We start from the raw sequence: 25,410 nt of genomic DNA, 5'->3' as shown, positions 1-25,410 counted from the left end.
TAACCCATTGTTTAGGAATAATAATTTATGTGTTCATTGAGTCGAAGAAGTCTTCGTTTGTCTTTGTCTGCTTCAATTTCCCGATCAGGAATTCGATCGCATCCGTGGTCCCCATTGGGTTCAGGATACGGCGCAGCACATAGGTTTTCTGAAGATCAATCTTATCGACCAACAGCTCTTCTTTCCGCGTACCGGACTTGAGAATATCCATCGCTGGGAAGACGCGCTTATCTGCAACCTTACGATCCAGCACGATTTCGGAGTTACCCGTCCCTTTGAATTCTTCGAAGATGACTTCGTCCATCCGGCTGCCTGTGTCGATCAGCGCTGTCGCGATGATAGTCAAAGACCCGCCTTCTTCGATGTTCCGCGCCGCACCAAAGAAACGCTTTGGACGTTGCAAGGCGTTCGCATCCACACCACCGGTCAGAACTTTACCGGATGACGGCACTGTCGTGTTGAATGCACGGCCCAAACGCGTGATGGAATCGAGCAGAATGACAACGTCGCGTTTGTGTTCGACGAGACGTTTCGCTTTTTCGATAACCATTTCGGACACAGCCACGTGACGCGTTGCTGGTTCGTCGAATGTAGAAGACACAACTTCGCCCTTCACGGACCGCTGCATGTCTGTAACTTCTTCCGGCCGTTCGTCGATCAACAGAACGATCAGGTAGCATTCAGGGTGGTTCTTTTCGATGCTGTTCGCGATGTTTTGCAGCAGAACCGTTTTACCTGTCCGCGGAGGTGCAACGATCAAGGACCGCTGTCCTTTACCGATTGGCGACACAAGGTCGATAATCCGCGCAGATCGGTCTTTGGTGTTGTTCTCTGATTTGACTTCCATGTTCAGCCGCTCATCTGGATAGAGCGGTGTCAGGTTATCGAAGGCGACTTTGTGTTTTGCTTTTTCCGGTTCTTCGAAGTTGATAGATTCAACCGAGATCAGCGCGAAATAGCGTTCGTTTTCAAGTGGTTCTTTAATGACCCCTTGAACCGTATCCCCAGTCCGCAAGGAATGGAGCCGGATCATTTCAGGCGACACGTAAATATCGTCGGGGCCTGGTAGGTAGTTCGCTTCTGGTGAACGCAGGAAACCAAAGCCGTCTTGCAGCACTTCCAGAACGCCGTCGCCGCCGATTACCCATTCTTCATCCGCACGTTCGCGCAGAATGGCGAACATCATATCGCCTTTACGCATGGTGGACGCGTTTTCGATCTCGAGCTCTTCAGCGAGAGACAGCAGGTCCTTCGGGCTTTGCGCTTTCAGGTCGGCAAGGTTCAGACGGTGGGTCATATACAGTTATCCACGCGCAGGCCCATGGGTTGCGCGACTTTCAAAACAAATCTGGAAAATGCGGTCCCCGAACGGGGTGCGCCTGCTGTGTAGGTTTTTCAGCTTGCCGAGTCAATCAAAACGGACGAACGACAACAGCGACGAGAATGACAAGCATCAGAACTGTCGGAATTTCGTTTGCCATTCGGTATTGACGACCCGTCTTCGCCTGCCCGACTGCCACCGCTTTACGTTGCTTGCCTAACCACACGTGGAACACCGTCATAGCGATGACACCCAACAGCTTGGCCCAGCCCCATACGGCCCCTAAATCCAGCATCCCTAGCCCGATCATGATCAATCCGCAGACCCACGCAACCATCATCGCAGGGTTCATGATCACACGGTGCAGTTTTTCTTCCATCATCTGGAACGTTTGATCCATCTCTGACCCTGAACCAGGTGTTGTCCGTTCGACGTGATGCACCAATAATCTAGGCAAATAGAACAGCGCTGCCATCCAGCTGATCACGGCTGCGATGTGTAGCATTTTGATCCATGGATAGAGATAGCTAAGCAGGTCGATCATAGCGCTGTCCTTATTCTTTCTACTCTTAAATATATATTAAGTATTAGAAAGATGATGATGATTATAGTGTCGTCGTTTTCTGTGGTTTCTTTTTTTATCCGGCAAGTTATCCACCGGTTGAGACCGACCATATTTTGTGAACTTTTGTATACTTATTTCAGTATATTTAATTATTTCAATGGTTTATTCTTCATTCTTTGCGTTCGATGACTTAGCGTCATCCATTGACTCTCGCATAGCGTGCGATTCGTCCACAAGCCTGACTTATCCTCATCCACCGTGGACAAACGGGCTGAACTCTGGGCAAAAAGTCGGGGTTATACCCAAGCCGCTGGTTGGGTCGATTTACCCTCAGATGTGTGCTCAGATTCTTCACGCATTTTTCCAAAAGGTTATCCACATGGCTGATCCGATTATCCTTGCCTCTGGTTCTGAAATCCGCGCGACGCTTTTGCGCAATGCTGGTGTCGATTTCGATGTCGTTGTTGCCCGCGTGGATGAAGATGCGATCAAACAAGCCCTTCAGGCCGAAGACGCCCCGCCCCGCGACATTGCCGATACCTTAGCCGAGATGAAAGCCCGCAAGGTTGCGTCAAAACATCCCGATGCTTTGGTGATTGGCTGTGATCAGGTGTTAGCCTTTCAACAACAGACGTTATCCAAGCCCACATCGCCGGATGATGCCCTTGCCCAGTTGAAGATGATGCGCGGTAAGGTCCATCAGTTGTTGTCGGCTGCTGTTCTTTATGGCGAAGGGAAACCGCAATGGCGTCATGTTGGCGTCGTTCGTTTGCATATGCGCGATGCCTCTGACGCTTATCTTGAAGGTTATGTCGACCGGAATTGGGACAGCATTCGTCACGCGGTTGGTGCCTATAAACTGGAAGAAGAAGGCGCACGCCTGTTTCACCGTGTTGAGGGCGACTATTTCAATGTCCTTGGTCTGCCGTTACTAGAGTTACTATCGTATCTAACCTTGCGCGGGACTTTAGACGGATGAGTGTGACTGTTATTCCATTGGCTGGCGTGATCGGGAATCCGATCTCGCATTCGAAATCACCCAAAATGCACAAATACTGGCTGCGGAAATATGGCCTGTTGGGTGATTATGTGCCGCTGCACGTTCACGAGGACGATCTGGAACGTGTGATCCGTACGATGCCCTTGATGGGGTTCGCGGGCGCAAACGTCACGATCCCGCATAAGGTCAACGTGATGTCGATTGCTGATCAGGTCAGCGACCGTGCCACGTTAATTGGTGCCGCCAATACGTTGATTTTCAAGAAAGACGGTAAGATTTACGCCGATAACACCGATGGCTACGGGTTTATGGCGAATATCAAACAAAACGCGCCTGACTGGAATCCAAAGGCCGGCCCTGCTGCGATCTTTGGCGCGGGTGGCGCGGCGCGTGCTGTGATCGTCGCACTTGCTGATGCGGGTGTGCCCGAGATTTACCTGTCGAACCGGACGCGCCCGAAGGCCGAGGCGCTAAAGTCCGAATTTGGTGCGCGGATCAAAGTCGTGGACTGGGTGCAGGCGGGTAATATGCTGGATGATGCCAGCACAGTTGTGAATACGACATCGCTTGGGATGAAGGGTGCCGCCGAATTCCGTGTGCCGTTAGATGGTTTGCGCCCGGGAATGGTTGTGACCGATCTGGTTTATACGCCATTGCGCACGCGGTTGTTGGATGAAGCGGAAAAGGCGGGCTGTACCGTCGTTGATGGTCTTGGGATGTTGCTGCACCAAGGCGTGCCGGGGTTTGAACGGTGGTTTGGTGTTCGCCCCGAAGTTGACGATGATCTGCGGCAGGTGATGCTACGATGATCACACTTGGTCTGACGGGTTCGATCGGGATGGGAAAATCCACGACGGCGCAGATGTTCGCGGATCTTGGCGTGCCTGTCTGGGATGCGGATGCTGCTGTTCACCGGATTTACAGTGTTGGTGGGACGGCTGTTGGTCCTGTATCTGACGTCTACCCGATGGCGATCACCAATGGCGCCGTGGATCGTGGCAAGCTGAAAGATATGATGGCGGACCGTGAGGGCGTGTTGGAGAAAATTCAGGAAATCGTGCACCCACTTGTCGCTGCTGATCGTCAGGCGTTTCTGGACGATCACAAAGACGCCGATTTTGTTCTGCTGGATATTCCTCTGCTCTTTGAAACGGGTGCTGAGAAATGGATCGACGTGACGATCTGTGTCTCTGCCCCCGCTGACGTGCAGGAAAACCGCGTTCTATCGCGTAAGGGCATGACAAAACAGGCGTTTGATATGATCTTGTCACACCAAATGCCGGATGCGGATAAACGCGCCAAAGCGGATCATGTCATTGAGACACTTGAACTGGAAGCGACCCGTGATGCTGTCGCGAAACTGATGACTGACTTGAAGGCTACCCATGGCTGATCGCGAAATCGTTCTTGATACCGAAACCACAGGCTTTGAACCGCATGAAGGCGACCGGATCGTTGAAATCGGTGCGGTTGAACTGATTGGCCACGTGCCGACTGGCCGCACATATCACCAATATATCAACCCGATGCGGTCGATGCCGGAAGGTGCGTTCGGTGTGCATGGGATCGGTCCCGATTTGCTTGATGTGCCACGTGATCCGAAACCGGGTGAGGTAATTCTAAAGGACAAACCAGTCTTTGCTGATGTCGCACAGGATTTCATCGATTTTGTCGGGGATTCCCGCATGGTGATCCACAATGCAGCATTCGATATGAAGTTCCTGAACGCCGAACTGGGCTGGCTGAACCGTCCGCTTTTACCGATGGATCAATCGTTGGATACGCTGGCTATTGCGCGGCGCAAATTCCCCGGTTCGCCTGCGTCTTTGGATGCGTTGTGTCGCCGGTTTGGCATCGACAACACAAACCGGACGCTGCACGGCGCGTTGCTGGATAGTGAAATTCTGGCGGAAGTGTATCTGGAGCTGATCGGTGGTCGTCAGCCCGGCATGGTTTTGCAGGCGGCTACGACACAAAAGGCGGGCGAATCTGATGAAGATTGGCGGCCATCGCGCCGTCCTGATCCCTTGCCTTCGCGTATTTCCCAAGAAGAGGCCGCCGCCCACGCTAAATTCATTGATAGCTTGGGCGACGATGCTTTGTGGAAGACGCTAAATTAGCGTCCAAACCTTACTGAACAGGTGTTTCAGCTTTTTGCGCTTCAACGCGACGCGCGATTTCAGAGCGGTACAGCTGCAAGAAGTCGATTGTTTCGAGGTTCAGCGGCGGGAAGCCACCGTCGCGTGTCACATCGCTGACCACACGGCGCACGAATGGGAACGTGATGCGGGGGCATTCGATCAACAAGTACGGGTGCATCTGTTCTTCTGGCACGCCTTCAACGTGGAAGATTCCAGCATATTCCAGTTCCAGTACGAACAACGGCTCGCCGGAGTCTTTCGCGCTGCTGGTGATGTTCAGCTTTGTGATGATTTCGAACTGGTTTTCAGCAGACCGTTTTTTCGCATCAAGGTTTACCTGAACTTTGATTTCAGGTTTCGCATCAGGGCTGGCACCCTTTTGCGCAAGGATGTTTTCGAAAGAAAGGTCGCGGATGTACTGTGCCAAAACGCGGCTTTTCGCCTGCATGGCTTGTTCTTGCGGTGTTGCTGCTGCTGTCTCTGGTGTTTCGTCTGCCATGGGATGCTCCGGCCTTTAAAAATTGATTTCGCGAATTGGTAGCAGGACGTTGCACCAGCCTCAACCACGTTAGTGTTTTGTCCACCCCGATGGGCGACGTGGGCTGTCGTGGGTTTGTGTGACGTCGCTGAATTCACCGTCGATGACACGATCTTGCGGCCCGCGATGATGGTGTTCGTGGGGTTGGTGGTTTTCGGCGCCGCCCATTGTGAAGCTTTGCACGTTCACTCGCGATTTCAACGCGCGAAATGCAGCTGCGCGAAACTGCGGGACCAGCAGCGCAAATCCGAAGGCATCAGTGAAGAATCCTGGTGTCAGCAAGAGTGCGCCTGCAAAAAGGATCATCGCCCCGTTCGCCAATGGTTCGGTCGGGTCACGCAGTTCATTGAACGAACCACGTAGATTTGCCAGTTCACGCGCGCCTTGCGATTTAACCAGCCACGACCCGAGCATCGCCGTCAAAAGGACGATCAACAGCGTCGGCCAAAGGCCAATTGCGCCGCCGACTTGGATAAATAGACCGATTTCGATCAGCGGAACGGCGATAAATGCGAATAACAACCACATAAGGGTGCCTCTTGTGCGACTTCTTGGTGCGAAAGGTGGACTCGCACCCTTCTCGAACCTACATAAGCATTGCTATGCGTTTTTCCATGGTTTCCGAGGATGAGGTCCGAATGAACAACTCGATTATTCAGCTGCTGGTATTGGTTGGCATTGCTGTGTTTCTAATTTTGCGTCTGCGCAGTGTTCTGGGAACGCGGGAAGGTTTTGAAAAACCCGATGTGGTCCAGCCGCAGCGCCGCGGTCCTGATCTAGAAGTGATCGAAGGTGGTCCTGATCTGGACATCACAGATCATGCGGAAGAAGGCAGCGACATGGCGAAAGCCTTGGCTGCGATGAAACGCGTTGACCCATCTTTCCACGTGGGTGAATTCCTCGGTGGTGCTAAAGGTGCCTACGAGATGATCTTGATGGCGTTTGAACAAGGTGAATTGGAAGGCGTTGTGCCGTTCATTTCCGAAGACGTGTTCGAAGCGTTCGCCAGCGTAATTGACCAGCGCGAACAGCAAGGTCTGACGATTGAAGCCACGTTTGTTGGCCTGTCTGACCTAGCGCTTGTTGATGCGGAATTTGATGAGACCACAAAAGAGGCCGAACTGACGGTCCGCTTTAAATCCGAACTGGCCTATCTGGTTCGTGATAAAGGTGGCGACATCGTCGAAGGCGATCCAAACGAGATCAAACGCCAGAAAGATGTCTGGACCTTTGCCCATGACATGGGGTCCGACGATCCGAATTGGCGTCTTGTCGCCACGGGTGAATAACATTTCATGCTGGGTCGTGCGGTCGCATTTGCATGGCTTGGCTTGATGCCAGCGGGGGCCGCATTGGCTGATCCGACATATACAATGCTTGGGTTTGACGACCTGAATGGCTGGGCCGCTGATGATCATCAGGCGGCCCTTTCCACGTTTTTGAACACCTGCCGCGATATCAATGACCCCGAATGGGAAAATTTGTGCGCCTACGCGGCTGATGCACCTGATGCGAAGGCGTTCTTTGAATTGTTCTTTCAGCCTGTGCTGATCGAAGATGGTGAACCGATGTTGTTCACTGGCTATTTTGAACCGGAATTGCGCGGATCACGGACCCGCGGTGGTGAATACCAACATCCCATCTACGCGGTCCCTGATGATCTTGTGGCTGGTCAACCCTATGCCACCCGCCGTGAATTGCAGGAGGGTGATCTGCTGGCGGGCAAGGGATTGGAAATCGCTTGGCTGGCTGATCCCGTTGATCTGTTTTTTTTGCAGGTCCAAGGGTCCGGTCGGGTGAAACTGCCAGATGGTGGTGGTTTGCGCGTCGGATATGGCGGTAAGAACGGGCGAGATTATTCGTCCGTTGGGCTGGAACTGGTCAGCCGCGGGATTTTTGAACAGCATCAGGTGTCCGCCGATGTGATCCGTAATTGGGTGAATGACAATCCCGAAGAAGGTCGCGAATTGTTGTGGGTGAACGACAGCTACGTCTTCTTCCGTGAAGTCAGTGAAGTACCTGCCGACAAAGGCCCGCTTGGCGCGATGAACAGGTCGATTACGACGATGCGGTCGATTGCCGTTGATCCGTCGATCACAAAACTTGGCGCTCCGGTCTGGATTGAAAAAGAAGGCGCTGATCCGCTCAATCGTCTGATGATTGCGCAGGATACTGGTTCTGCGATCAAGGGTGCCCAACGCGCCGATATTTTCTATGGCACGGGTGATCAGGCAGGACGCGATGCGGGTCGGGTCAAGGACACGGGCCGCATTGTTGTGCTGCTGCCGATCCAGCGTGCTTTCGCGAAATTACCTGACGATGTGATTGAATAATGCGCAAGCCACGGCATCTGTCACCCGAAGAACGGGACCTATGGGATTCCGTGGCGGGCCGGATGAAACCGCTTGATCCAAAACGGCCAAAGACACCTGAACCGGCCGCACCACCTAAGAAAGCAGCCCCGCGCGAACGCGATATTATTCAGGATTTCATGGTTGGCGCGAAGGCCGACCCGAAACGCCCCAATGATGTGCTGAAACCTGTTGGTGCACGACTGCAATCGGCCCCCGTGAATATGGACGCCAAGAACTACGGGCGGATGACGAAGGGCAAGCTGAAACCGGAAGGACGGCTTGATCTGCACGGGATGACATTGTCCGAGGCGCATCCTGAATTGGTTGCGTTCATCCTAGGCGCGCAGGCTGTTGGCAAACGACTTGTGCTCGTGATCACGGGTAAGGGTAAAGAACGCGATGAAGGGTATGCGATCCCCGTGCGCAACGGGATTTTGCGGCATCAAGTGCCACAATGGCTTGCTTTACCGCCAATGGCGCAGGCGATTTTGCAGGTCACGCCTGCCCATCTGAAACACGGAGGGCATGGGGCCTATTACGTGTATTTACGGCGCAGTCGGTAGATCTTTGGATGCGTTTTTGAGCGGGACTAGCATCACCGAAATCGCGACGATAAACGATGCAGCGTACCCCAACATTTGCTGTTCAAACCCAACACCTACGTCGATCAACCAACCCGACAATCCGGGACCGATGGCGGAGCCCAGCACCATCACGGCCGTCGCCGCCGCCTTGATCGATCCGATGTGACGCGTGCCGTAGAATTCGGACCAGATCGCCATCAATACTGTCGCCTGCCCACCACCCGCGAGCCCCATGAGACATACGGCCAGCGCTGTCCATGCAAGGTGATCGGCGGACCAGTGCAGGGTGAACGCGGCGACCAACGGCAACAAGTAAAACGGCAGAATGGTCTTGGCGCCAATCCGGTCGATCAACCATCCGTAAGCGATGCTGGATACCGCAAGTACCCCCGTTCCGATTGGAAAGACGGACACGAGCGCGAGGTGGCTGTATCCTTTCAGTTCGGCGAAATGGACTTGGTGGAACCAAAAGGCGGTCGCGAAGGCGGGAAAGAACATGATGGTGGGCGTCAACGCCCAGAAAAGGGGGTGGCGCAAAGCGTCGCGGCGTGTCCAATGGTGGCCGCCCATACCGGGTGATGCATTTTCTTGGGTCACGGATTGTGGTGTGCGTTCAAGACGCAAGAGGCGGATCAACACAGGGATCATCGCAAGCGTGAAGATCGCTGCGCAGATCCACAACGTGCGCCAGCTTGCGAACGTTTTTAGCCAAACGAAGGTGAGCGGCAATGTTGCCTCGGCTAGCATGTAGCCAAGTCCGGCAATTGCCAGCGCCTTGCCCCGTGTCGCGACAAACCAGCGGGCCATAGCAACAACGGCAGTGTGGGTCATCATGCCTTGGCCAGTAAAGCGCAGCGCAAAGATCACAAATGGCAAGATGATCGTTGTGGTGTTGTAGGCCATTGTGAAACAGGCAGCGGCGAGCATGGCAGCGACGATAATGCCAAGGCTGCGTACGCGGAACCGGTCCGCCAAACCACCAGCGAACACCATCGCGACAGCGGATGCGCCCGTGCCCAACATATACAGCAGGCCCCAGTCACCGTGGGACAGATTGAATTCGGCCCTAATGTCCCCCGCGAACACAGCGATGAAAAACGTCTGCCCGAAGGAGGACAGAAACGATAAGAGCGCACCCGTCGCAAGGAAGGGTGCATTTTCGCGCATGAACTGGATGTAGCCTGGAGTCATGGCGCGACATTGCGCCGAAGCGGATTGGAAGGAAAGACCGCTTTTGCCCAGACAGGCGGGGGGCCAGCCCCCTGCACCCCCCGAGATATTTTTGATCAAAAGAAAGGGGGGTGCGGGATGTGGGTTTAGAGTACGTAACGGCTGACGTCTGTGGAACGGCTGAGTTCGCCCAAGTGTTCTTCGACGAAGGCTGCATCGACGGTGATTTCGTCGCCTGCTTTGTCGGGCGCGTTGAAGGACAGGTCTTCGAACACCCGTTCCATCACGGTGTAGAGCCTGCGCGCACCGATGTTTTCAACGCTTTCGTTCACTTCCGCGGCGATTTTTGCGAGCGCTGCGATGCCTTCAGGTGCGAAGGTGACTGTGACCTCTTCGGTTGCCATTAGCGCCGTGTATTGCAGAGTCAGCGCGTTGTCAGTTTCGGTCAGGATGCGGATGAAGTCGTCTTCAGTCAGCGCGCGTAATTCAACGCGGATCGGCAGGCGACCTTGTAGTTCTGGCAACAGGTCAGACGGTTTCGCGACGTGGAATGCGCCGGACGCCACAAACAGGATGTGGTCGGTTTTGATGGGGCCGTGTTTCGTGGACACGGTTGTGCCTTCAATCAACGGCAGCAGGTCGCGCTGCACACCTTCGCGGGACACGTCCGCGCCGCGCGCGTCGGATTTTGCGCAGACCTTGTCGATCTCATCAAGGAACACGATGCCGTTCTTTTCAACCGCCTCCAGCGCGACCTTTGTCACGCTTTCATCGTCGAGCAGTTTGTCGGCCTCGTCCGCGATCAAGGCGTCATAGCTGTCCGCAACGGACATCTTTTTCTTGACCGTGCGTCCGCCTGCCATTTTGCCGAACAGGTCGCCGATGTTCATCATGCCACCCATACCGCCGGGCTGACCGGGGACTTCGAAACCGCCCATGGGGTTCGAATTATCGGCCAGTTCAAGTTCGATGATTGTGGCGTCGAGTTCGCCAGATTTCAGCTTGCGCCGGAACATTTCGCGGGTCTGATCGCGCGCATCGGTGCCCGCGACGGCGGTGATCACGCGTTCTTCTGCCGCTTCACGCGCCTTGGCTTTCACGTCTTCGCGCATGTGGTCGCGCGTGTCGTTGATCGCGATCTCAATCAGGTCGCGGATGATCTGTTCGACGTCACGTCCAACATAGCCGACTTCGGTGAACTTGGTCGCTTCAACCTTGATGAAAGGTGCGCGTGCGAGTTTCGCCAAGCGCCGCGAGATTTCGGTTTTCCCGACACCGGTTGGCCCGATCATCAGGATGTTTTTCGGATACACTTCATCGCGCAGGTCGTCGGACAATTGATTGCGCCGCCAGCGGTTTCGCAAAGCCACGGCAACAGCACGTTTCGCGTCCTTTTGGCCGATGATGTAGCGGTCCAGTTCGGACACGATTTCGCGGGGGGTCAGGTCAGTCATAAGGGTCTCTTATTCAGCAGGAGGAAGACGGTGCAGCGGGATGAAACCGGGCATAAGGCGTAGCAGCCTTGCGCGGAATTTTTCCCAGAATGCACCTAAGATGAGAAGGATGATCCCAAGGGCAAGGATCGTGGTCGCGATGCCATCGCCACCAAAGACGGTGCCTGCGACGGCCACGACATAACCGATGGCCGTGATCAGGAACGACCGGCGGTCGATGATCATTGCGATGACAGCGATCACTGCGAGGAATGCCAGTAGAACGGTCATGTTTTCGTCGTTGATCAGCGACAGGGCGATGGTGTTCACAAGCGCGGGGGCGGCGACAACATGCAGCCAGAACCCGTTTGCGGCACGGCGCGTGACGCGGTGCGGATCGGACATATCAAACGCCATGGCGGCAATGAAGATTGCGATGCCAAGGCCAAGAGTGATCCACGCGAAGGGTCCGCCAGCGGACAGAAGAAACAGATCAGCGGGGTTTTGCGGGGTTCCTTGATTAATGGCTGCAATCATCATTGCGACAAAGAACAAGCTGACGGCAATCATCGCCATCGCAAAGGGTACACGGAACCGCAGCCAGAAAAGGCCGACAGCGACGGTGGTCATGGCAAGTGGGAAAGGCAGACTGCTGTAGTCTTGTTGGCCGATCATGAAGGGTTCGGCGAAGTAGGCGACAAGCGTAACGCCAGCGTTCAAACCAAACAGGATCGACAAGGCAATCGCGGGGCCAACCATGCGCCTGCGCCAGATGAAATATTCCGACAGCAGCCAAAGGAATGCCGCACCGGGCACCCCGTACCAGAGTGCTGCATCACGAAATCCGATAATTTGTGTGTCGAAGACGGCGGTGATCAGGCCGATCCAACCAAGCGACAGGATTAGTAGGCCCACGATGATGAAAATTTCGTTGAAGCCTTTGAACAGCTCAAACGGTTCATCGCCCGGATGCAGGCCTTCGCGCGCGCCACGGCGACTGTGCGCGAGGGCGGTCAGAGACGCGGCCTGCTTTTCCGACAGAATGCCTGCGGCGACGCTTGCGCGGATGTCATCAGTTTCGATCATGTCAGATACCTATGGTCTGTTGGGCCAAAGGCCAAGTGATGACATGATTTTCGCGACAGTTCACAAACGCGTATGCGCGGTATCCTGACAGATTTTTCGCCGCTAGGGTCTGTCGCAAGAGGCCATTTACTGGAGGATACCAATGGACCGTCGTACCTTTCTTGCTGCCGCACTTGCCACAACTGCTGCCCCTGCTGCCTTTGCTGGCGGGCATGGCCGGTTGTTCACCTTTCGCGGCATCAACAATCACACGGTGACAGGCACCGCAGAAATTGTCGGTAATACCGTGCATTTGCTGGATGATTTCAATTTCGACAGCGCCCCTGATCCCCGCATCGCGCTGGGCAAGGATGGTGTTTATGATCCCGCAACGGTCCATACGCTTGTCCTGCAGCCGAGCCAGTATAAGGGTGCGTCGTCATGGGAATTGCGCCCGAGCGTGAACCCTGATGATTACAATGAGGTCTGGATCTGGTGTGAGAAGTTCAGCGTTGGGTTGGCGATTGCATCGGCGAAGTAATTGGGGGCCAGCCCCCAAACCCCCGAGGTATTTAGGACCAAAAGAAAGGGCCCGCGTTTACGACGTGGGCTTTTTGATTGTTTCAACGGTGAGTTTGCCGTTGGTATAGACGCAGATGTCGGATGCGATGGCCATTGCTTTGCGTGCGATTGCTTCGGCGTCCAGATCGCTGTCCATTAGGGCGCGGCCCGCGGCGAGCGCGTAGTTGCCGCCGGACCCGATTGCCGTGACTTCATGTTCGGGTTCCAGAACGTCCCCTGCCCCTGTGATCACCAGTAGTTCGCGGCCGTCGGACACGATCAACATCGCTTCGAGTTTTTGCAGGTATTTGTCGGTGCGCCAGTCTTTGGCAAGTTCAACAGAGGCGCGCGCGAGTTGGCCTGGTGTTGCCTCGAGTTTCTTTTCCAGACGTTCCAACAGTGTAAACGCATCTGCTGTCGATCCTGCAAATCCACAGATCACGTCGTGCCCGCCTGGTGAAAGGCGTCGCACTTTACGCGCTGTCCCCTTAATCACCGTCTGGCCAAGGCTGACCTGACCGTCGCCTGCGATGACCACTTCGTCACCTTTGCGCACGCCGATGATTGTGGTGCCGTGCCAGCCGGGAAAGTCGTCGTTTGCCATGGGTCGCGTCCTTTGTTGCTTAGCGTCTATATGGCAATCCGAAGGTTTGCTGACAATAGCGGCTGCCAAAACGCAAAAGGGCGCCCCAATGGACGCCCTTTCGAACCAAAATGATTGGTTTAGATGGATTCTTCGATCCAGCCTTGGATCGCAGCCTTTGGTGCCGCGCCTGTTTTGTTAGAGACGACTTCGCCGCCTTTAAACATGAACAACGCGGGAATGCCGCGCACGCCCATCTGTGCTGGTGAATTCGGGTTTTCGTCGACGTTAACTTTGACGATCTTAACTTTGCCGTCCATTTCAGCGGACAGTTCTTCCAAAGACGGGCCGATCTGTTTGCAAGGACCGCACCATTCTGCCCAGAAATCCACAACAACGGGGATATCGGACTGACGGACTTCGGCGTCGAATGTGGCGTCGGTGACGGCTACTGTGGCCATGATGGCTCTCCTAGATTTATGTGCTTGGCCAGAACCTATGAACCAGCGCGGGTAGGGTCAAGCGGCGTTCACGCGTCAGTTACTGTACGGATTGCATCGCGGGTCAGGTCCGCAGGCAGCCGCATCAAATTTGCTGTGTGTGTCCAAAGGATTGCAGTTTCAATCGCGTGGTTTGGAAAGATTTGGTGCAACGCCGATTGGTAGGCCCCCATCTGACGCAATAGGCCGACGGGGACGTCCTGTGGTTGATCCGGCACCTTGTGGTTCGACTTGTAATCAATGGCCAGCACGTTGGTCGCTGTGACGATCAACCGGTCGATCGCGCCGTGAATACGGTCGTCGTTCAGTTCGGGCAGATCGGCGGTTACATCAACTTCGACAAGTGCATCGGGGGTGAAGATTGGCGTCAGGTCCGGCGTGTTCAGCAAACCAATGACGTGGTCAATCAGATCGGTGTCAAAGGTGTCATCCCCCTGCCCGTTTAGTATTTTCAGGCCAAGGTCATTGCGGTTTTCTGGTTCAGCAAGTGGCAGGTGTTCCAGCAAGAGGTGGATCATGGTGCCGCGTGCCTTTGCGGTTTCTTGATCGGCGTCGCGCGGATCGCCGGGTAGCACTTTGGCGCCTTTCAGATCGGACGGTGAGATGGTCTTTGATCGTGTCCCTTCGGGGGTTTCGCCGAATGTAATCTTCTGAACTTCTGCCTTTTTAGTGACTGTTTTTTCGCGACGTTCGCCTGCGTTCCAGTCAAGGTGTGAGACGCGGCGGATGTCGTGATACCCTACCCTCTCTACGATATCGCCAGCCTGCTTCATGCCGTCCGAAATGATGTTGTACCAACTGTCATCACCGTCTTTGACATCGCCCGCAGCGGCCACGATCAGCCACTTTTCCGCTCGCGTCATGGCAACGTAAAGCAGCCGCATCCGTTCTTCGGTCTGCTTGGCTTTGATTGCGTCCAGCTTTTCGGCGATTGCGGGTGGCGTGCTGTCGGATTTGGTTTTCCATAACGCGACACCGTTCTTTTCGATCAATTCACTGCGCACGATGTTTTTGCGTTCCGCCGTTTCGGGCAGGAATACGATCGGTGCCTCTAGCCCCTTGGCCCCATGCACGGTCATAACCCTGATCCGGTCGCCTTGGCTGTCCATTTGGCGTTTGACCTCTAGGTCGTCGGTCGCCATCCACGCAAGGAACCCCGTGAGGCTGGGGACGCCGGTGGATTCATAGGCCAGTGCTTGGGACAGCAGCGCGTCGATACCGTCTTCGGCTTCGGATCCCAACCGCGCGAGAAGTTTGCGACGCCCGTCGTGGCGCGTCAGAATGCGTTCGATCAGATCGTAAGGGCGTAAGAAATCGGCCTGTTTGCGAAGATCGCGCAAGACGGTTTTGGTAGTCTCGTATTGATCGCTGTCACGCAAGGCGGGCCAAAGGTACCCCTTTTGCGGACGATGGTGTGCGAGCGTGTAAAGATCCTGTTCGGTCCAGCCAAACAGCGGGGATTTCAACGCAGCGGCTAGCGACAGATCATCCTCTGGCAAAGCCAAGAAGGATAGAAGTGCTGCGAGGTCTTTGACGGCCAGTTCCGCCCCGACTCGCAATCGATCTGCGCCCGCGATCTTCAGTTTGGCGGTTTTGCAGGCGCGGATGATTTCCGAAAACAGCTCAGATCGCCGTTGCACCAGAATAAGAATGTCGCCTTCGGTCACGGGACGACGATCATAGGTGCCGGAATGGCCGATTTCGACTGGAATAGTCTCTTCTTTGATCATCCGTTTGATGTCGAATGCGATCTGATCGGCAAGCCGGACGACGTGATGATCGGGGCTGATCACATCAACAGGATTAGTCCAGTCAATATCGGGTTTTTCGTCAGATGGTTCGACCACGGGCCATAGATCAACGCGCCCCGGCATGTTTTGCTTGAACGCCAGATGCTGCACGTTTGGTTCCAGTCCAGCGGCGCGGTCGCGGGTGAATGTTTCGTCCACGACGCGCAGGATCGCCTGCGACGAACGGAAAGAATGCAGCAACGCTTCGCCATGCAAACGGTCGTCAACGGCTGCGAGACCTTCCTCAAAGTGACCGCGCATTTGGTCGAACGCGGCGGGATCAGCGCCCTGAAACGAATAGATCGACTGCTTTTTGTCCCCAACGACAAAAATGGTGCGGCGACGCGATGGATCAGCGCCCTCGCCTGCAGTGAATTCCTGCGTCAGTTGTTTGATCACGGCCCATTGGTCGGGGCTTGTGTCCTGTGCTTCGTCCACCAACACGTGGTCGATACCGCCGTCGAGACGAAACAGAACCCATTGGGCGACACGACGGTCGGTGAGCAAGGCTTTGGTTTTCTGGATCAGGTCGTCGAAATCTAGCATGCCCATCGCCGTTTTACGGGCTTCGTATGCGGGCACGAAGGCCGCGCCGAACCGGTTCAGCGCGGTCGAGCGTTCAAAAGCCATCAAAGCCAGACGGTCATTGCGGGCCTGTTCGACGGTTTCCATGATGATGTTCACGTCGTCGATCAGTTCTGCGTTCGCTTCGCGTGTGGCCTTAGTCGGGAATTTGTCGATCTTCGCGCCAAAGGGGGCCTTAGCAGTTGGACCGAACAGAAAAACAGACTCTAATACAGCTATATCGGCTAATCTTGGTGGCGCAGCAAAGTCGATTGATGCAAGCGCATTTGCTGCTTTGATCTCTGTGCTGCTGCCTTTCGCGAGCACCGCTTGCAGGCGTTTCAAGGTGTCGCGTTCTTCTGGCCCCAATACGGTGTCGAGCAGAACGTCCTTTGTCACCCCTTCCGCCAGATCGAGCGCTGCGTGCAGATCACTGTCTTTGGTATTTGCGGTGAATAGGCTGCGTTTGCTCGCGATTTCAGCCGTCAATGCCGCGACATCTGCTCCCGTGAAATGACGCAACATCGTGTGAACCGTGTCGGCGTGCGGGCCAAGCAGCAGGTCATCCATGACCTCTGCACGCAGCAATTCGGCCTGCCTGTCTTCCATTTCGCGGAACTGTGGGCTGACGGCGGCCTCTAGCGGGAACCGACGCAGCACGCCCGCGCAGAATGAGTGGATCGTTTGAATTTTCAGACCACCCGGCGTTTCAATCGCCTGCGCAAACAAAGTGCGGGCACGATTGAGTTCTTCTTTCGTAATCGTCTTGTCAAAACCTAGCGTCGTCAAATCAGCCCGCAACGCGTCGTCTGGCATCATCGCCCATGCGCCAAGCCGTTTGAACAGGCGGTTTTGCATCTCGGCAGCGGCGGCTTTGGTGTAGGTCAGGCAGAGAATGTTCTGCGGATCGACCTGTTCGAGCAAAAGCCGCGCCACGCGGTCGGTCAGCACCCGTGTCTTGCCCGACCCTGCATTGGCAGACAGCCATGTGGAATTTAGTGGATCGGCCGCGTTGACCTGTCGTTGGGTCGCATCATCACGCATCATGACAAATCCTCCGGTTTTGGCAGATCCGCCATCGTCCATTCGCCGAAGCGCGACAAGTGATCGTAGGGGCTGAAGTCGTCTTTGCTGAACATTGCCATACGGGCGCTGTAGCCCGTGGTTTGCGTGTTCCATTTGCCAAATAGCGTCTCTAACCCAGCGTAAACCGCTTCAATCGGGTTTTCATCCAAAGGTGCCGGCACGTCGCGCATGGCTGCATTCACGCCGAGAAAAACCGCTTCGTCTACGCGTTTTTCGCCAAGGTCCTTGAACGCGCCGCGTGATACCATCACGGCCTCTGCCAGAAGCTGTTTGTCGAACTTTTCCTGCACGTCCTTGGTGGGCACCGTTCCCGTTTTGTAATCGTAGATTAGGGCGGTGTTTTCCGGCGTCAGGTCGATCCGGTCCGCTTTACAGGTGATGCAGATGCCGACGGACGGCATGTGCATTTCGCCCCACCCTTCGGAGACTGCGAGACTGCCTTTGGCTTGCCGCATTGCTTCTGCCGCGAGGAAAACCGGCGCGAGCTTTTCCATGCGTGCCATCCATTGCGCCCGGATGGTGGGCCATGGGCAGTTTGCAGTGAAATGGCGTGCCGCGGTTTCCATCAGTTGCGTGAATGCGGCAGGGTTTTTCGCGTCAGGTTTGCTACCGATGAATTCATCAAGGATCGCATGGATGATGACGCCGCGCAGCGGTGCATCGGCCGTCGGGACAAGCGGGTCGAGATCACGCAGGCGCAGCACCTTCGATGCGTAAATGGCGTAGGGGTCCCTGATTAGGGTCTTGATCTGCGTGACCGAGATTGTGTCGGGACGTTCGCTGACCGGCGGTTTCGGGGATGGACGGTGCGCAGGTTTGGTCGGCGCGTCCGGCACGCTTAACTGTGCAGCCATCGCGATCCAACGGTTGCCTTCGGATTGCATCGCTTTCAACGCGGCAGGACCGTTTTGATCCGGCAAACCGCTGAGCAGGTTGGTCAGACGGTTCACCCAGCGCGACGGAACGGTTTCCGCATCGGCGTTGCGTTTGGCGCGTGTGATCCAGACCTCGGCCCCTGCGACGGCCTGCTGGTAATCGTGCGCGGATAATCCGATGCGCCGTTCGGGTAGCAATAGCCCCGCTTGTGCCCGCATTTTGCGGTTAAGCCATGGATCGGGTGTGGGTGCTTCTGGCCAGACACCTTCGTTCATGCCGCCAAGTATGACGAGATCGGCGCTTTGCACACGCGCCTCTAACGTCCCCCAGATTAGGATGTTCGGATGGCCCGCATCGCGGTCGCGCACGGTGCCTGCCGCCAAAAGCGCACCGAACAGGCCCGTGAATTCGGTGGCGGACATGTCGCCACTGGCGTCAGCGTCGCGCAGGATCGTATCGCAAACCTTGCGGGCTTCGCGACCGGCTGCTTCATCCCAAAGACCACCGGACCCTTCATCGCTTTGACCACGCGCAAGCGCCTCTGATAGATCAATAATGCGTCCAATATGACTTGTTAGAGACTGTTTTCGCGATGATGAAACGGATTGCAGGATCGTTTGCACCCATGCGGACCACTCCGGATCGACACGAAATCCCTTGTGATTTGAAGCGTCGATTAGCGTCTGTTCGTCTGGGAAAGGGACAGCGTTGCGGCGGATAAACAGCTCTAATTCTCGCGTGGATAACAAATGCGGACCACGGTCGTTCTCGGTGGAATGACACAACGGATGTTTGAGCAACGTCAGCAACGCTTCACTGGTAAAAGGGCGGTTCAATGCGTCAGTGACATGTCGCAGGAACCGACCGGGTGGGGATAGGGCAAGCGGCATACCCGCACTGTCGTCGGGCACGATGTTCCATAGATCAAGGGCAGCGGCGACTTGGCGCGTCAAGTTTCGGTCTGGCGTGATCAGGGCGGCGGTGACACCGTCTTCTGCTGCTTGGCGTAGGCGCAGGGCAATCGTTTCGGCCTCTGCCCGTGGGGATGGGGCTTCGACCAGCGTTAATCCTTTGCTCGCGGCGGTGAGATCACCAAGATCGGGGCCGTCCGCGAGCCATTGGTCTGTTACGGGGGCTGGGCGTAATGACAGCGAAACCAATGCGTTACGCGCAGGGTTCGGGGCAGGGCGGTTGCCCCATTGCTGGATATCGTTGGGCTGCAGATCCATCGCAGACATCAGTTTGCGAAACCTGAATTGCGGGTGATCTTCTGCGACGCCTTTGTCGCCATCAAGCGCATTCCAGACGTGCGTTGGCATGTCGAAATCGAAACCGGGCAAGACGATTGCGCCGTTTGGTAGGTTCGCAACTGCGCGCATGAACAATCCCGTTGCCCCGCGCGATCCGGTTGACCCTGCGACGATGATCGGATTGGCGGGCGGTGTATCGGCCCATGTCGCGATCAGTGTTTCAATGACTTGGCGTTGGCGGGCTTCGATATCGGGTTCTGCGCCGTCGGTCGCAAAGTAGGGCGCGATGATGTTCAGAAACTTTAACGCGCGGTCCCAATGCCCGGATTGATCGGTGATGTCGAGGCCGCTGATGTTGTCAGGCGTAACCCCTTCGCCTTGCATTTCATCCATCAATTTTGCGAGGCTGTCGGATAGATCGTAAAGTGCTGCGCGCGGGGCCAGTTCGGGTTCCTTGTCTAGTAAAGCAGACACGAACTTGGCCAATTCCAACCGTCTGCGCAATGGTGACACAGGTGCCGTTACATCCGTGGCGATGGGGTCTTTGGCTAAATCGGTGATCAATCGGATACGCGGCAGTATTCGTGCGGGGCCGGCGTCGAACACGTCTCTGATGCGGCGTTGCATGCGCGATGTGTTTACAAAAATCTGGATTTTCGCGAAGTCCTGCGGAGGCATGTCGCCTGCGTAGTCCAGCAATCCGGCCACTAGTGCGGTCGCGAAATCTGATCCCGGTGGCAGGCCGAAAATACGTGGTTTTGTGCTTGGTTCAAACATCTGCGTTCTTACCGATCAGTGTTTCTGCGATCGGGATGCTGTCAGGTTGACCCACGTCGCACCAACGCCCCGCATATGTGATCCCGTGCAAAGTGCCGCGTGCAATTGCGTTGTCCCACAGGCGGTTAAGGGAAAATACGTCGTCTGAAATCTCGGCCAACCCATCGGTGCGGATCATCTGCAGGCCGCTGTAAATGTGACCGGGTTGGCGGGTCAGGCGTCCTGTGTTGTCGATTACGAAGTCGCCCTTGCCTTTATGACCCAGAACTTGCGCGGTCGGGATCAGCATAAGCAGTCCCTCCATGTCGTCGCGCCATGCATTCAGCAGTTGCGCAATCGGATTTGGCCCGTTCCATATGGCGTCCGTATTCAGCGTGACAACAGGATCGGGGCCCAGCAGAGGAAGCGCGTGACGCAGCCCACCACCGGTATCGCGCAGCAAATCGGTTTCGTCGGAAAATACGACAGATCGATCATCTAAATGGCCACGCAGGATGTCTGCTTTGTAGTGCAGGTTCACGACAGGTGGGGTCAGCGGTTGGCTTTTGGTCAGATCAAGCGCGTAATCAATTAACGGGCGTCCTGCGACTTCTACCATCGGTTTTGGTTTGTCGGCGGTCAGTGGACCCATGCGCGTGCCAAGGCCCGCTGCGAATAACATGATGGAGGTCATAGCAGGTCCTTTATTGCCGCATTTTCCGGCGCAGGTAGTGTCTGTTCAACGCATTTTTGCAATTCTTGCAGGGCAGGGTGGGTAAGATCGGTTTGGATCATTTGCCACACATGCGGGATCATAGCCATGTATCGTGTTTTTCCGTCGCGACGGGCAAGACGCGCGAAAACACCCAAAATGCGTAGGTTCCGTTGGACAGCCAGACAGGCAAGTGCGGCTTGCATCGCATTGGGATCAGCGTCGGTTTTGACGATGAAATGATCCGTCATGGCGCGGGCCAGATCGGGATCAACGACGCGCCGGACATCACGGAGCAACGAAACAAGATCGTAGCCGCGCGGCGCGATAAATGCGTCTTGATAGTCAAGCAGGCCAACTCTGTCGCTGCCCTCTTTATCGGCGCGCCAAATCAGATTTTCGGCGTGGTAGTCCCGCAGCGCGATCTTATCAGCCATTGGACAGAGCCGCGCCATGTGGTCTGACATTTCGTCAGCGATCTGGGTTTGCAGGGGGTCACCGTACCATTCGGCGGTGATTTCCAGCATTTCGCCACCAACTTCCGGCGTCATGCGGACAAGGTCCGGTGGTGGCGTCGCGCGGTCAAGTGTCACCAGAATGTCGGTCGCAGCTGTATAAAGCTGGGTTGCTTGATCGGGTGCGTGGGTCAGCTGGATCGCGAAATCGGTGGGCCCGAGGTCTTCGAGCAGAAGTAGACCATTGTTCGGATCATGCAGCAGGTTACGTGGGGGGCACAGATGTTGATCCGTCAACCAGTCACCGATTTTCACAAATTTCGCAGTGCTTTGCCCTGTTTGCGGGTCCGCGTCCATGAGAATGACAGACTGGTTTTCGTTGGTCAGGCGCAGATAACGCCGCGATGATGCATCACCCGCAAGCGTGTGCTGCGTCCAAGTTTCCCACTGCGACCCTTTCAGGAAATCGCCGATCAACGATGCCCGATCAGTCATTGAGATGGTCCAACCGTTTGGCCCATGCTGGGTTTGGCGAATAGGTGACTGAATGACCATTTTCCAAGGCTTGGAAATGCAGGGTTAGGGCATTTGACGGGGCATCGTCGCCCAATCTATCCGGCCATTCGATCAAACATATTGCAGTTTCAAACGCCTCATCAAGCCCGAGTTCGAACGCTTCGTCCGGATGCGTGAGCCGATAGAGATCGCAGTGCCAAATCTCTGCGGTCTCCGTTTCGTATGTCTGCACAAGGGTGAAGGTCGGCGATGGAACGTCGATTTCTGCACCAACCATGGTCCGAATGACCGCCCTTGAAAATGCCGACTTTCCGGCCCCGATGTCACCTGACAGCAGGATCGTATCACCGGGGGCCAAGATAGCCGACATTTGCGCGGCAAAGCGCTGCGTATCGGATTCAAGCGGGAAAAATAGCGTGGTCGTGGTCATATCCCATGATTATGACCTGACGCTGTACCTGCAAGCGAATTCAGCCTTTCAGCCCGTAGATCGCTGGGTCAGGCATAGCCAATTTTTGCTGAACTCGTGGGCTCATCCGCGACAGGACGGAGAATGAAATCATCGTCTTACCGCCAGCAATTGGTTGCGCCTTACAGGTAAACTGTCGCCCATCGTCCAAAATCGCGCGATCGGTCCACAGTTTGCGATGCCCGCTTTTGCCAATGAATTCGCGCAATTCGCCCCAAATCGGTGCGGCGGCGCAATGGCTTTGCCACATCAGCATTTCTGCCCGTAGATCGTGCACGCGCACAGTTGTGTCATGATCGACATCCCAAAGGTCGACGTAGGCCTTGTTCCTTGTCACCAATGTGCCGTTTGCAGAAAATACAGCGATCGCATCGGGTAAAGCGTCCATAACGCCTTGTCCGGTTTCGAGGTCTGACCGAAAACGGCGGGTCATTGAAATTTCAGCAGTGATGTCTTCGAAGAAGAAGGCGTAAGATCCATCTCGTGCCGGTTGGCCCGTCACCTTAAAGGTTTGCCCGTCGGCAATTTCCCAGTTTTCGCAATAGGCTGTGCGTTTCGTGGATGAATCGTTCAGCGGGAATTGTTCTCTCCATTTGACGTAATCTTTGGGTTCCGGCAGCAGCCGGGCTTCTCTCAGGCTGTCCAAAAACATTTGCATCGATGGTTTGCTGCTTAGGAATTCTGGCGCCAGATTTGTCATTTCGATGAGCGCCGGATTAAACATCGTCAGGCGATGGTTCGCGTCAAAAGTTGCAAGTCCGGTCGAAAGTTGCGCGAATATACGGCCAAACATTTGAACGGCTTTGCGTTTCTCCTGTTCCGCAAGGACTGCCCTATTCGCATTGCTCGCGAAATGTAGCGCGTCGTTTCCGTTTTTGAAGGTTGTGATATCGAACCACGCTTCGCCATTTTTGGCCGGAATATCGATCGATTTACGCCGCGACACGTGATCGTCGTCGGTCATATCGTGATGCAAATCGGGGAAAGCAGGTTCGCTTGGCCACGATTTAACGGACTTATTCTGATCGTCAGATATGAGGTCGCACAGGTCGAGATATGCCTGATTGGCCCAATTTAGCTGCCCGTCGCTGTCTTGCTGCCAGACCATGTGCGGGGATTTGTCCGCGATGTTCCGAAGCATGGTCAGTTCATCAAGCATCGCATCCTGCGCGGCGATTGCGCTGATCGTCAAACTGTCTTGGGTGCATGTCCCGATCAGTTTTATTTGGATCAACCCGTCGATTTCAGTGACCTCAAGAGAAATGGCTGAATCGTCCGTTGCCGTTAGTGTTTGCACTTCATTTCGACCGATACGGTCCATGACTGTGTTCAATGTCGGAAAGCGTGCGCCTAAGATATGCAACATGGATTCCCGTTCGTTCATGTGCGGCGGGACGTCCTTAATCAACATCTGTGCGTCGGGTGTTGCGTCGCGCAATTCGTTCCCATCAAACAGAAATGTAGGAACGATGTTGTCTAATCCCGCGTAGCGATGGTTCAAACCGAGCGTGCAGTAGAACCAAAACCCAAATGCGACAACTGCAGTTCCACCCAACGATACGGTAGCGATCAACGCTACCTCCAAAAGCCCTAGTGATTCCATTTGCCCAACCTAATTTTGCCCAGGCTGAGAGTCGCTTTGTAAGGTTAATGTTGCGTAAACGTTTAGTGAGACTCAGAAAATTCGTGTCGATCGTTATGAAAATTGTTGGTTTTCGCCGAGCGGTTCATCGGTATCAGGGGTCGCGATGAATTCAATGTTGCGGGGCCAGCGGACAGATACGATCGCACCACCAAGCGGTTGTCCCGCCCAACCAGCTTGCCCTTTGATGCGGCTGTTGGCGAAGGTTAGCGTCGCGCCAGACCGTTCCAGCAACGTCTTTGCGATGAACATACCGAGCCCCATACCTTCGTACCCGGGACGGTCGTTGGTTTGGCGCCTACGCCGAACAAAGGGATCGCCGATGCGGCCGATAACCGACGCTGGAAACCCAGCGCCGTCATCCATGATCCGCACTTTGATCAGGTCTTCGCCCCATGCAACTTCGATCTGGACGCTTGTTTCTGCAAAATCGACTGCGTTCTGGATTAGGTTACGCAGACCGTGCACGATTTCAGGGCGGCGCGGAATGGACGGTTGCGCCAGTGAATCGTCATCCATCGGACCAACACGCAACATGACCGTTTTCCCGCGATTCATGTGGGGTTCAGCGGCTTCACGGACCACGGTTTCCAAAGGCGCATGCCGGACGTGAAGATCGTCTTTGCCGGCCCTGCCCATGGATCGCAGAATATCACGGCACCGATCGGCTTGTTCCCCAATCAAAACGACATCGTCGTAGTGATCCGTATTTTCGGATAGATCTTCCATCAATTCGCTGCTGATCAGCTTGATCGTTGATAATGGCGTGCCCAATTCGTGCGCCGCTGCGGCCACGACCCCACCTAGATCGGTCAGCTTTTGTTCGCGTGCCAATGCCAGTTGGGTCGCCAAAAGCGCCTCTGCCATCGTGTGCATTTCCATCGTGACTTGGCGGGCGTAGACCGCAAGGAACGTGATCCCGATGACCAAGGCGGTCCAAAATCCGAACTGGATTAAGGGGGGTAAGGTCAAAACGATCCCATCCGCCGTCGCAATGGGTTGCGAGAACTGCGAGATCAGTGAAATTAACGTGATCGCGACCATCCCCAGCACCAAAGTACTGCGCAACTGCAGAACGGTTGCGGCGATAGTGACGGGCGCCAAGATCAGGACCGCAAAGGGGTTCACCAAGCCACCGGTCACATACAGCAAAAGTGTCAGCTGAAAGATGTCGATGATCAGCATGAAGAACGCTTCACGTTCCGAAAGGCGCTTGTTCTCGGGATAGACGGACGTGAAATACAGGTTCGCGATGATCGCCAAACCAATCACTGCGGTCGCGTAACCCGTTTGCATCTGCAATCCATAGAGCTGGACCGCCACAAGGATTGCGGCAGATTGTCCCGCAATCGCAAACCATCGAACGCGCAAAAGCGTGCGTAGCCTGACCCAATTGCTGCGTTCGCGGTCTTCGCCGATGTGGTAGTCAGAAACGTCCATGTGATCGCCGTTTACCTGTCTGTTATGTACCCCTACATA

Annotated in this window: 24 protein-coding genes; 8 read left to right on the top strand and 16 right to left on the bottom strand. The window is 55.3% G+C overall.

Features of this window, described 5'->3' with window-relative positions:
• Positions 1-25: 25 nt before the first annotated feature.
• Both rho and MWU61_RS09445 read right to left on the bottom strand, forming a co-directional pair.
• Positions 26-1,297 (bottom strand): transcription termination factor Rho, encoded by a 1,272-nt coding sequence (gene rho / locus MWU61_RS09450; protein ID WP_247128098.1) that lies wholly within the window; start codon positions 1,295-1,297, stop codon positions 26-28.
• Positions 1,298-1,412: 115 nt separating this feature from the next.
• Positions 1,413-1,865 (bottom strand): CopD family protein, encoded by a 453-nt coding sequence (locus tag MWU61_RS09445; protein ID WP_247128097.1) that lies wholly within the window; start codon positions 1,863-1,865, stop codon positions 1,413-1,415.
• Positions 1,866-2,265: 400 nt separating this feature from the next.
• On the opposite strand from MWU61_RS09445, the gene MWU61_RS09440 reads away from it, so the two are divergent.
• Genes MWU61_RS09440 through dnaQ form a run of 4 tightly spaced genes read left to right on the top strand, consistent with a single transcriptional unit; the run spans position 2,266 to position 5,006 of the window.
• Positions 2,266-2,865: a nucleoside triphosphate pyrophosphatase gene (locus MWU61_RS09440; protein ID WP_247128096.1), complete on the top strand. Its 600-nt coding sequence runs from the start codon at positions 2,266-2,268 to the stop codon at positions 2,863-2,865.
• Positions 2,862-3,695 carry a shikimate dehydrogenase gene (locus tag MWU61_RS09435; RefSeq protein ID WP_247128095.1) on the top strand — a complete coding sequence of 278 codons (834 nt, stop codon included), beginning with the start codon at positions 2,862-2,864 and terminating at the stop codon, positions 3,693-3,695. Before MWU61_RS09440 ends, MWU61_RS09435 begins: the two co-directional genes overlap by 4 nt.
• Entirely contained in the window at positions 3,692-4,279 is a 588-nt protein-coding gene (gene coaE, locus MWU61_RS09430; protein WP_247128094.1) for a dephospho-CoA kinase, read from the top strand. The genes MWU61_RS09435 and coaE overlap by 4 nt, the downstream gene beginning before the upstream one ends.
• Entirely contained in the window at positions 4,272-5,006 is a 735-nt protein-coding gene (gene dnaQ, locus MWU61_RS09425) for a DNA polymerase III subunit epsilon (RefSeq protein ID WP_247128093.1), read from the top strand. Before coaE ends, dnaQ begins: the two co-directional genes overlap by 8 nt.
• Positions 5,007-5,016: 10 nt before the next feature.
• Here dnaQ and secB read toward each other — a convergent pair whose 3' ends face one another.
• Entirely contained in the window at positions 5,017-5,526 is a 510-nt protein-coding gene (gene secB / locus MWU61_RS09420; RefSeq protein WP_247128092.1) for a protein-export chaperone SecB, read from the bottom strand.
• Between the two features lie 69 nt (positions 5,527-5,595).
• Positions 5,596-6,093, bottom strand: a complete 498-nt coding sequence (locus tag MWU61_RS09415; RefSeq protein WP_247128091.1) for an FxsA family protein — start codon at positions 6,091-6,093, stop codon at positions 5,596-5,598.
• A gap of 110 nt (positions 6,094-6,203) precedes the next feature.
• On the opposite strand from MWU61_RS09415, the gene MWU61_RS09410 reads away from it, so the two are divergent.
• Genes MWU61_RS09410 through MWU61_RS09400 form a run of 3 tightly spaced genes read left to right on the top strand, consistent with a single transcriptional unit; the run spans position 6,204 to position 8,482 of the window.
• Entirely contained in the window at positions 6,204-6,854 is a 651-nt protein-coding gene (locus MWU61_RS09410; RefSeq protein WP_247128090.1) for a Tim44/TimA family putative adaptor protein, read from the top strand.
• Between the two features lie 6 nt (positions 6,855-6,860).
• Complete coding sequence (locus MWU61_RS09405; protein ID WP_247128089.1) at positions 6,861-7,898, top strand: MltA domain-containing protein; 1,038 nt, start codon at positions 6,861-6,863, stop codon at positions 7,896-7,898.
• Positions 7,898-8,482 carry a Smr/MutS family protein gene (locus tag MWU61_RS09400; RefSeq protein ID WP_247128088.1) on the top strand — a complete coding sequence of 195 codons (585 nt, stop codon included), beginning with the start codon at positions 7,898-7,900 and terminating at the stop codon, positions 8,480-8,482. Before MWU61_RS09405 ends, MWU61_RS09400 begins: the two co-directional genes overlap by 1 nt.
• Here the strand turns inward: MWU61_RS09400 and MWU61_RS09395 are convergent.
• From MWU61_RS09395 to MWU61_RS09385, 3 genes are all read right to left on the bottom strand, one after another.
• Positions 8,465-9,694, bottom strand: a complete 1,230-nt coding sequence (locus tag MWU61_RS09395) for an MFS transporter (protein ID WP_247128087.1) — start codon at positions 9,692-9,694, stop codon at positions 8,465-8,467. The genes MWU61_RS09400 and MWU61_RS09395 overlap by 18 nt on opposite strands.
• Positions 9,695-9,819: 125 nt before the next feature.
• Positions 9,820-11,127 (bottom strand): ATP-dependent protease ATPase subunit HslU, encoded by a 1,308-nt coding sequence (hslU, locus tag MWU61_RS09390; protein ID WP_247128086.1) that lies wholly within the window; start codon positions 11,125-11,127, stop codon positions 9,820-9,822.
• A 9-nt stretch (positions 11,128-11,136) separates the two neighbouring features.
• The gene (locus tag MWU61_RS09385) at positions 11,137-12,192 is read right to left on the bottom strand and encodes a hypothetical protein (protein WP_247128085.1); all 1,056 of its coding nucleotides are present in this window, start codon (positions 12,190-12,192) and stop codon (positions 11,137-11,139) included.
• A 142-nt stretch (positions 12,193-12,334) separates the two neighbouring features.
• Between MWU61_RS09385 and MWU61_RS09380 the strand changes: the two genes are divergently transcribed.
• Positions 12,335-12,712, top strand: a complete 378-nt coding sequence (locus tag MWU61_RS09380; RefSeq protein WP_247128084.1) for a DM13 domain-containing protein — start codon at positions 12,335-12,337, stop codon at positions 12,710-12,712.
• A gap of 57 nt (positions 12,713-12,769) precedes the next feature.
• Here MWU61_RS09380 and hslV read toward each other — a convergent pair whose 3' ends face one another.
• The 9 genes from hslV to MWU61_RS09335 form a co-directional block, all read right to left on the bottom strand.
• Positions 12,770-13,336, bottom strand: a complete 567-nt coding sequence (gene hslV / locus MWU61_RS09375; RefSeq protein ID WP_247128083.1) for an ATP-dependent protease subunit HslV — start codon at positions 13,334-13,336, stop codon at positions 12,770-12,772.
• Positions 13,337-13,455: 119 nt separating this feature from the next.
• Positions 13,456-13,776, bottom strand: a complete 321-nt coding sequence (gene trxA / locus MWU61_RS09370) for a thioredoxin (protein WP_247128081.1) — start codon at positions 13,774-13,776, stop codon at positions 13,456-13,458.
• Positions 13,777-13,844: 68 nt separating this feature from the next.
• The gene (addA, locus tag MWU61_RS09365; RefSeq protein ID WP_247128080.1) at positions 13,845-17,216 is read right to left on the bottom strand and encodes a double-strand break repair helicase AddA; all 3,372 of its coding nucleotides are present in this window, start codon (positions 17,214-17,216) and stop codon (positions 13,845-13,847) included.
• A complete protein-coding gene (gene addB, locus MWU61_RS09360; protein ID WP_247128078.1) occupies positions 17,213-20,158 on the bottom strand; it encodes a double-strand break repair protein AddB in 2,946 nt (981 codons plus the stop codon). Before addB ends, addA begins: the two co-directional genes overlap by 4 nt.
• Positions 20,151-20,831 (bottom strand): nucleotidyltransferase family protein, encoded by a 681-nt coding sequence (locus MWU61_RS09355; protein ID WP_247128077.1) that lies wholly within the window; start codon positions 20,829-20,831, stop codon positions 20,151-20,153. Before MWU61_RS09355 ends, addB begins: the two co-directional genes overlap by 8 nt.
• A complete protein-coding gene (locus MWU61_RS09350; RefSeq protein ID WP_247128075.1) occupies positions 20,828-21,799 on the bottom strand; it encodes a phosphotransferase in 972 nt (323 codons plus the stop codon). The genes MWU61_RS09355 and MWU61_RS09350 overlap by 4 nt, the downstream gene beginning before the upstream one ends.
• Positions 21,792-22,250, bottom strand: a complete 459-nt coding sequence (gene tsaE, locus MWU61_RS09345; protein ID WP_247128074.1) for a tRNA (adenosine(37)-N6)-threonylcarbamoyltransferase complex ATPase subunit type 1 TsaE — start codon at positions 22,248-22,250, stop codon at positions 21,792-21,794. Before tsaE ends, MWU61_RS09350 begins: the two co-directional genes overlap by 8 nt.
• A gap of 40 nt (positions 22,251-22,290) precedes the next feature.
• Positions 22,291-23,892, bottom strand: a complete 1,602-nt coding sequence (locus tag MWU61_RS09340) for a PAS-domain containing protein (RefSeq protein ID WP_247128073.1) — start codon at positions 23,890-23,892, stop codon at positions 22,291-22,293.
• 93 nt (positions 23,893-23,985) lie between these two features.
• Positions 23,986-25,371 carry a sensor histidine kinase RegB gene (locus MWU61_RS09335; protein WP_247128071.1) on the bottom strand — a complete coding sequence of 462 codons (1,386 nt, stop codon included), beginning with the start codon at positions 25,369-25,371 and terminating at the stop codon, positions 23,986-23,988.
• Positions 25,372-25,410 lie beyond the last annotated feature (39 nt).

Origin of the sequence: Loktanella sp. F6476L (assembly GCF_023015725.1) — a bacterium.
In the GTDB taxonomy this organism is placed as follows: domain Bacteria; phylum Pseudomonadota; class Alphaproteobacteria; order Rhodobacterales; family Rhodobacteraceae; genus Yoonia.
Note: the sequence above shows the minus strand (reverse complement) of the source record. Positions and strands in the feature narration are given on the sequence as shown.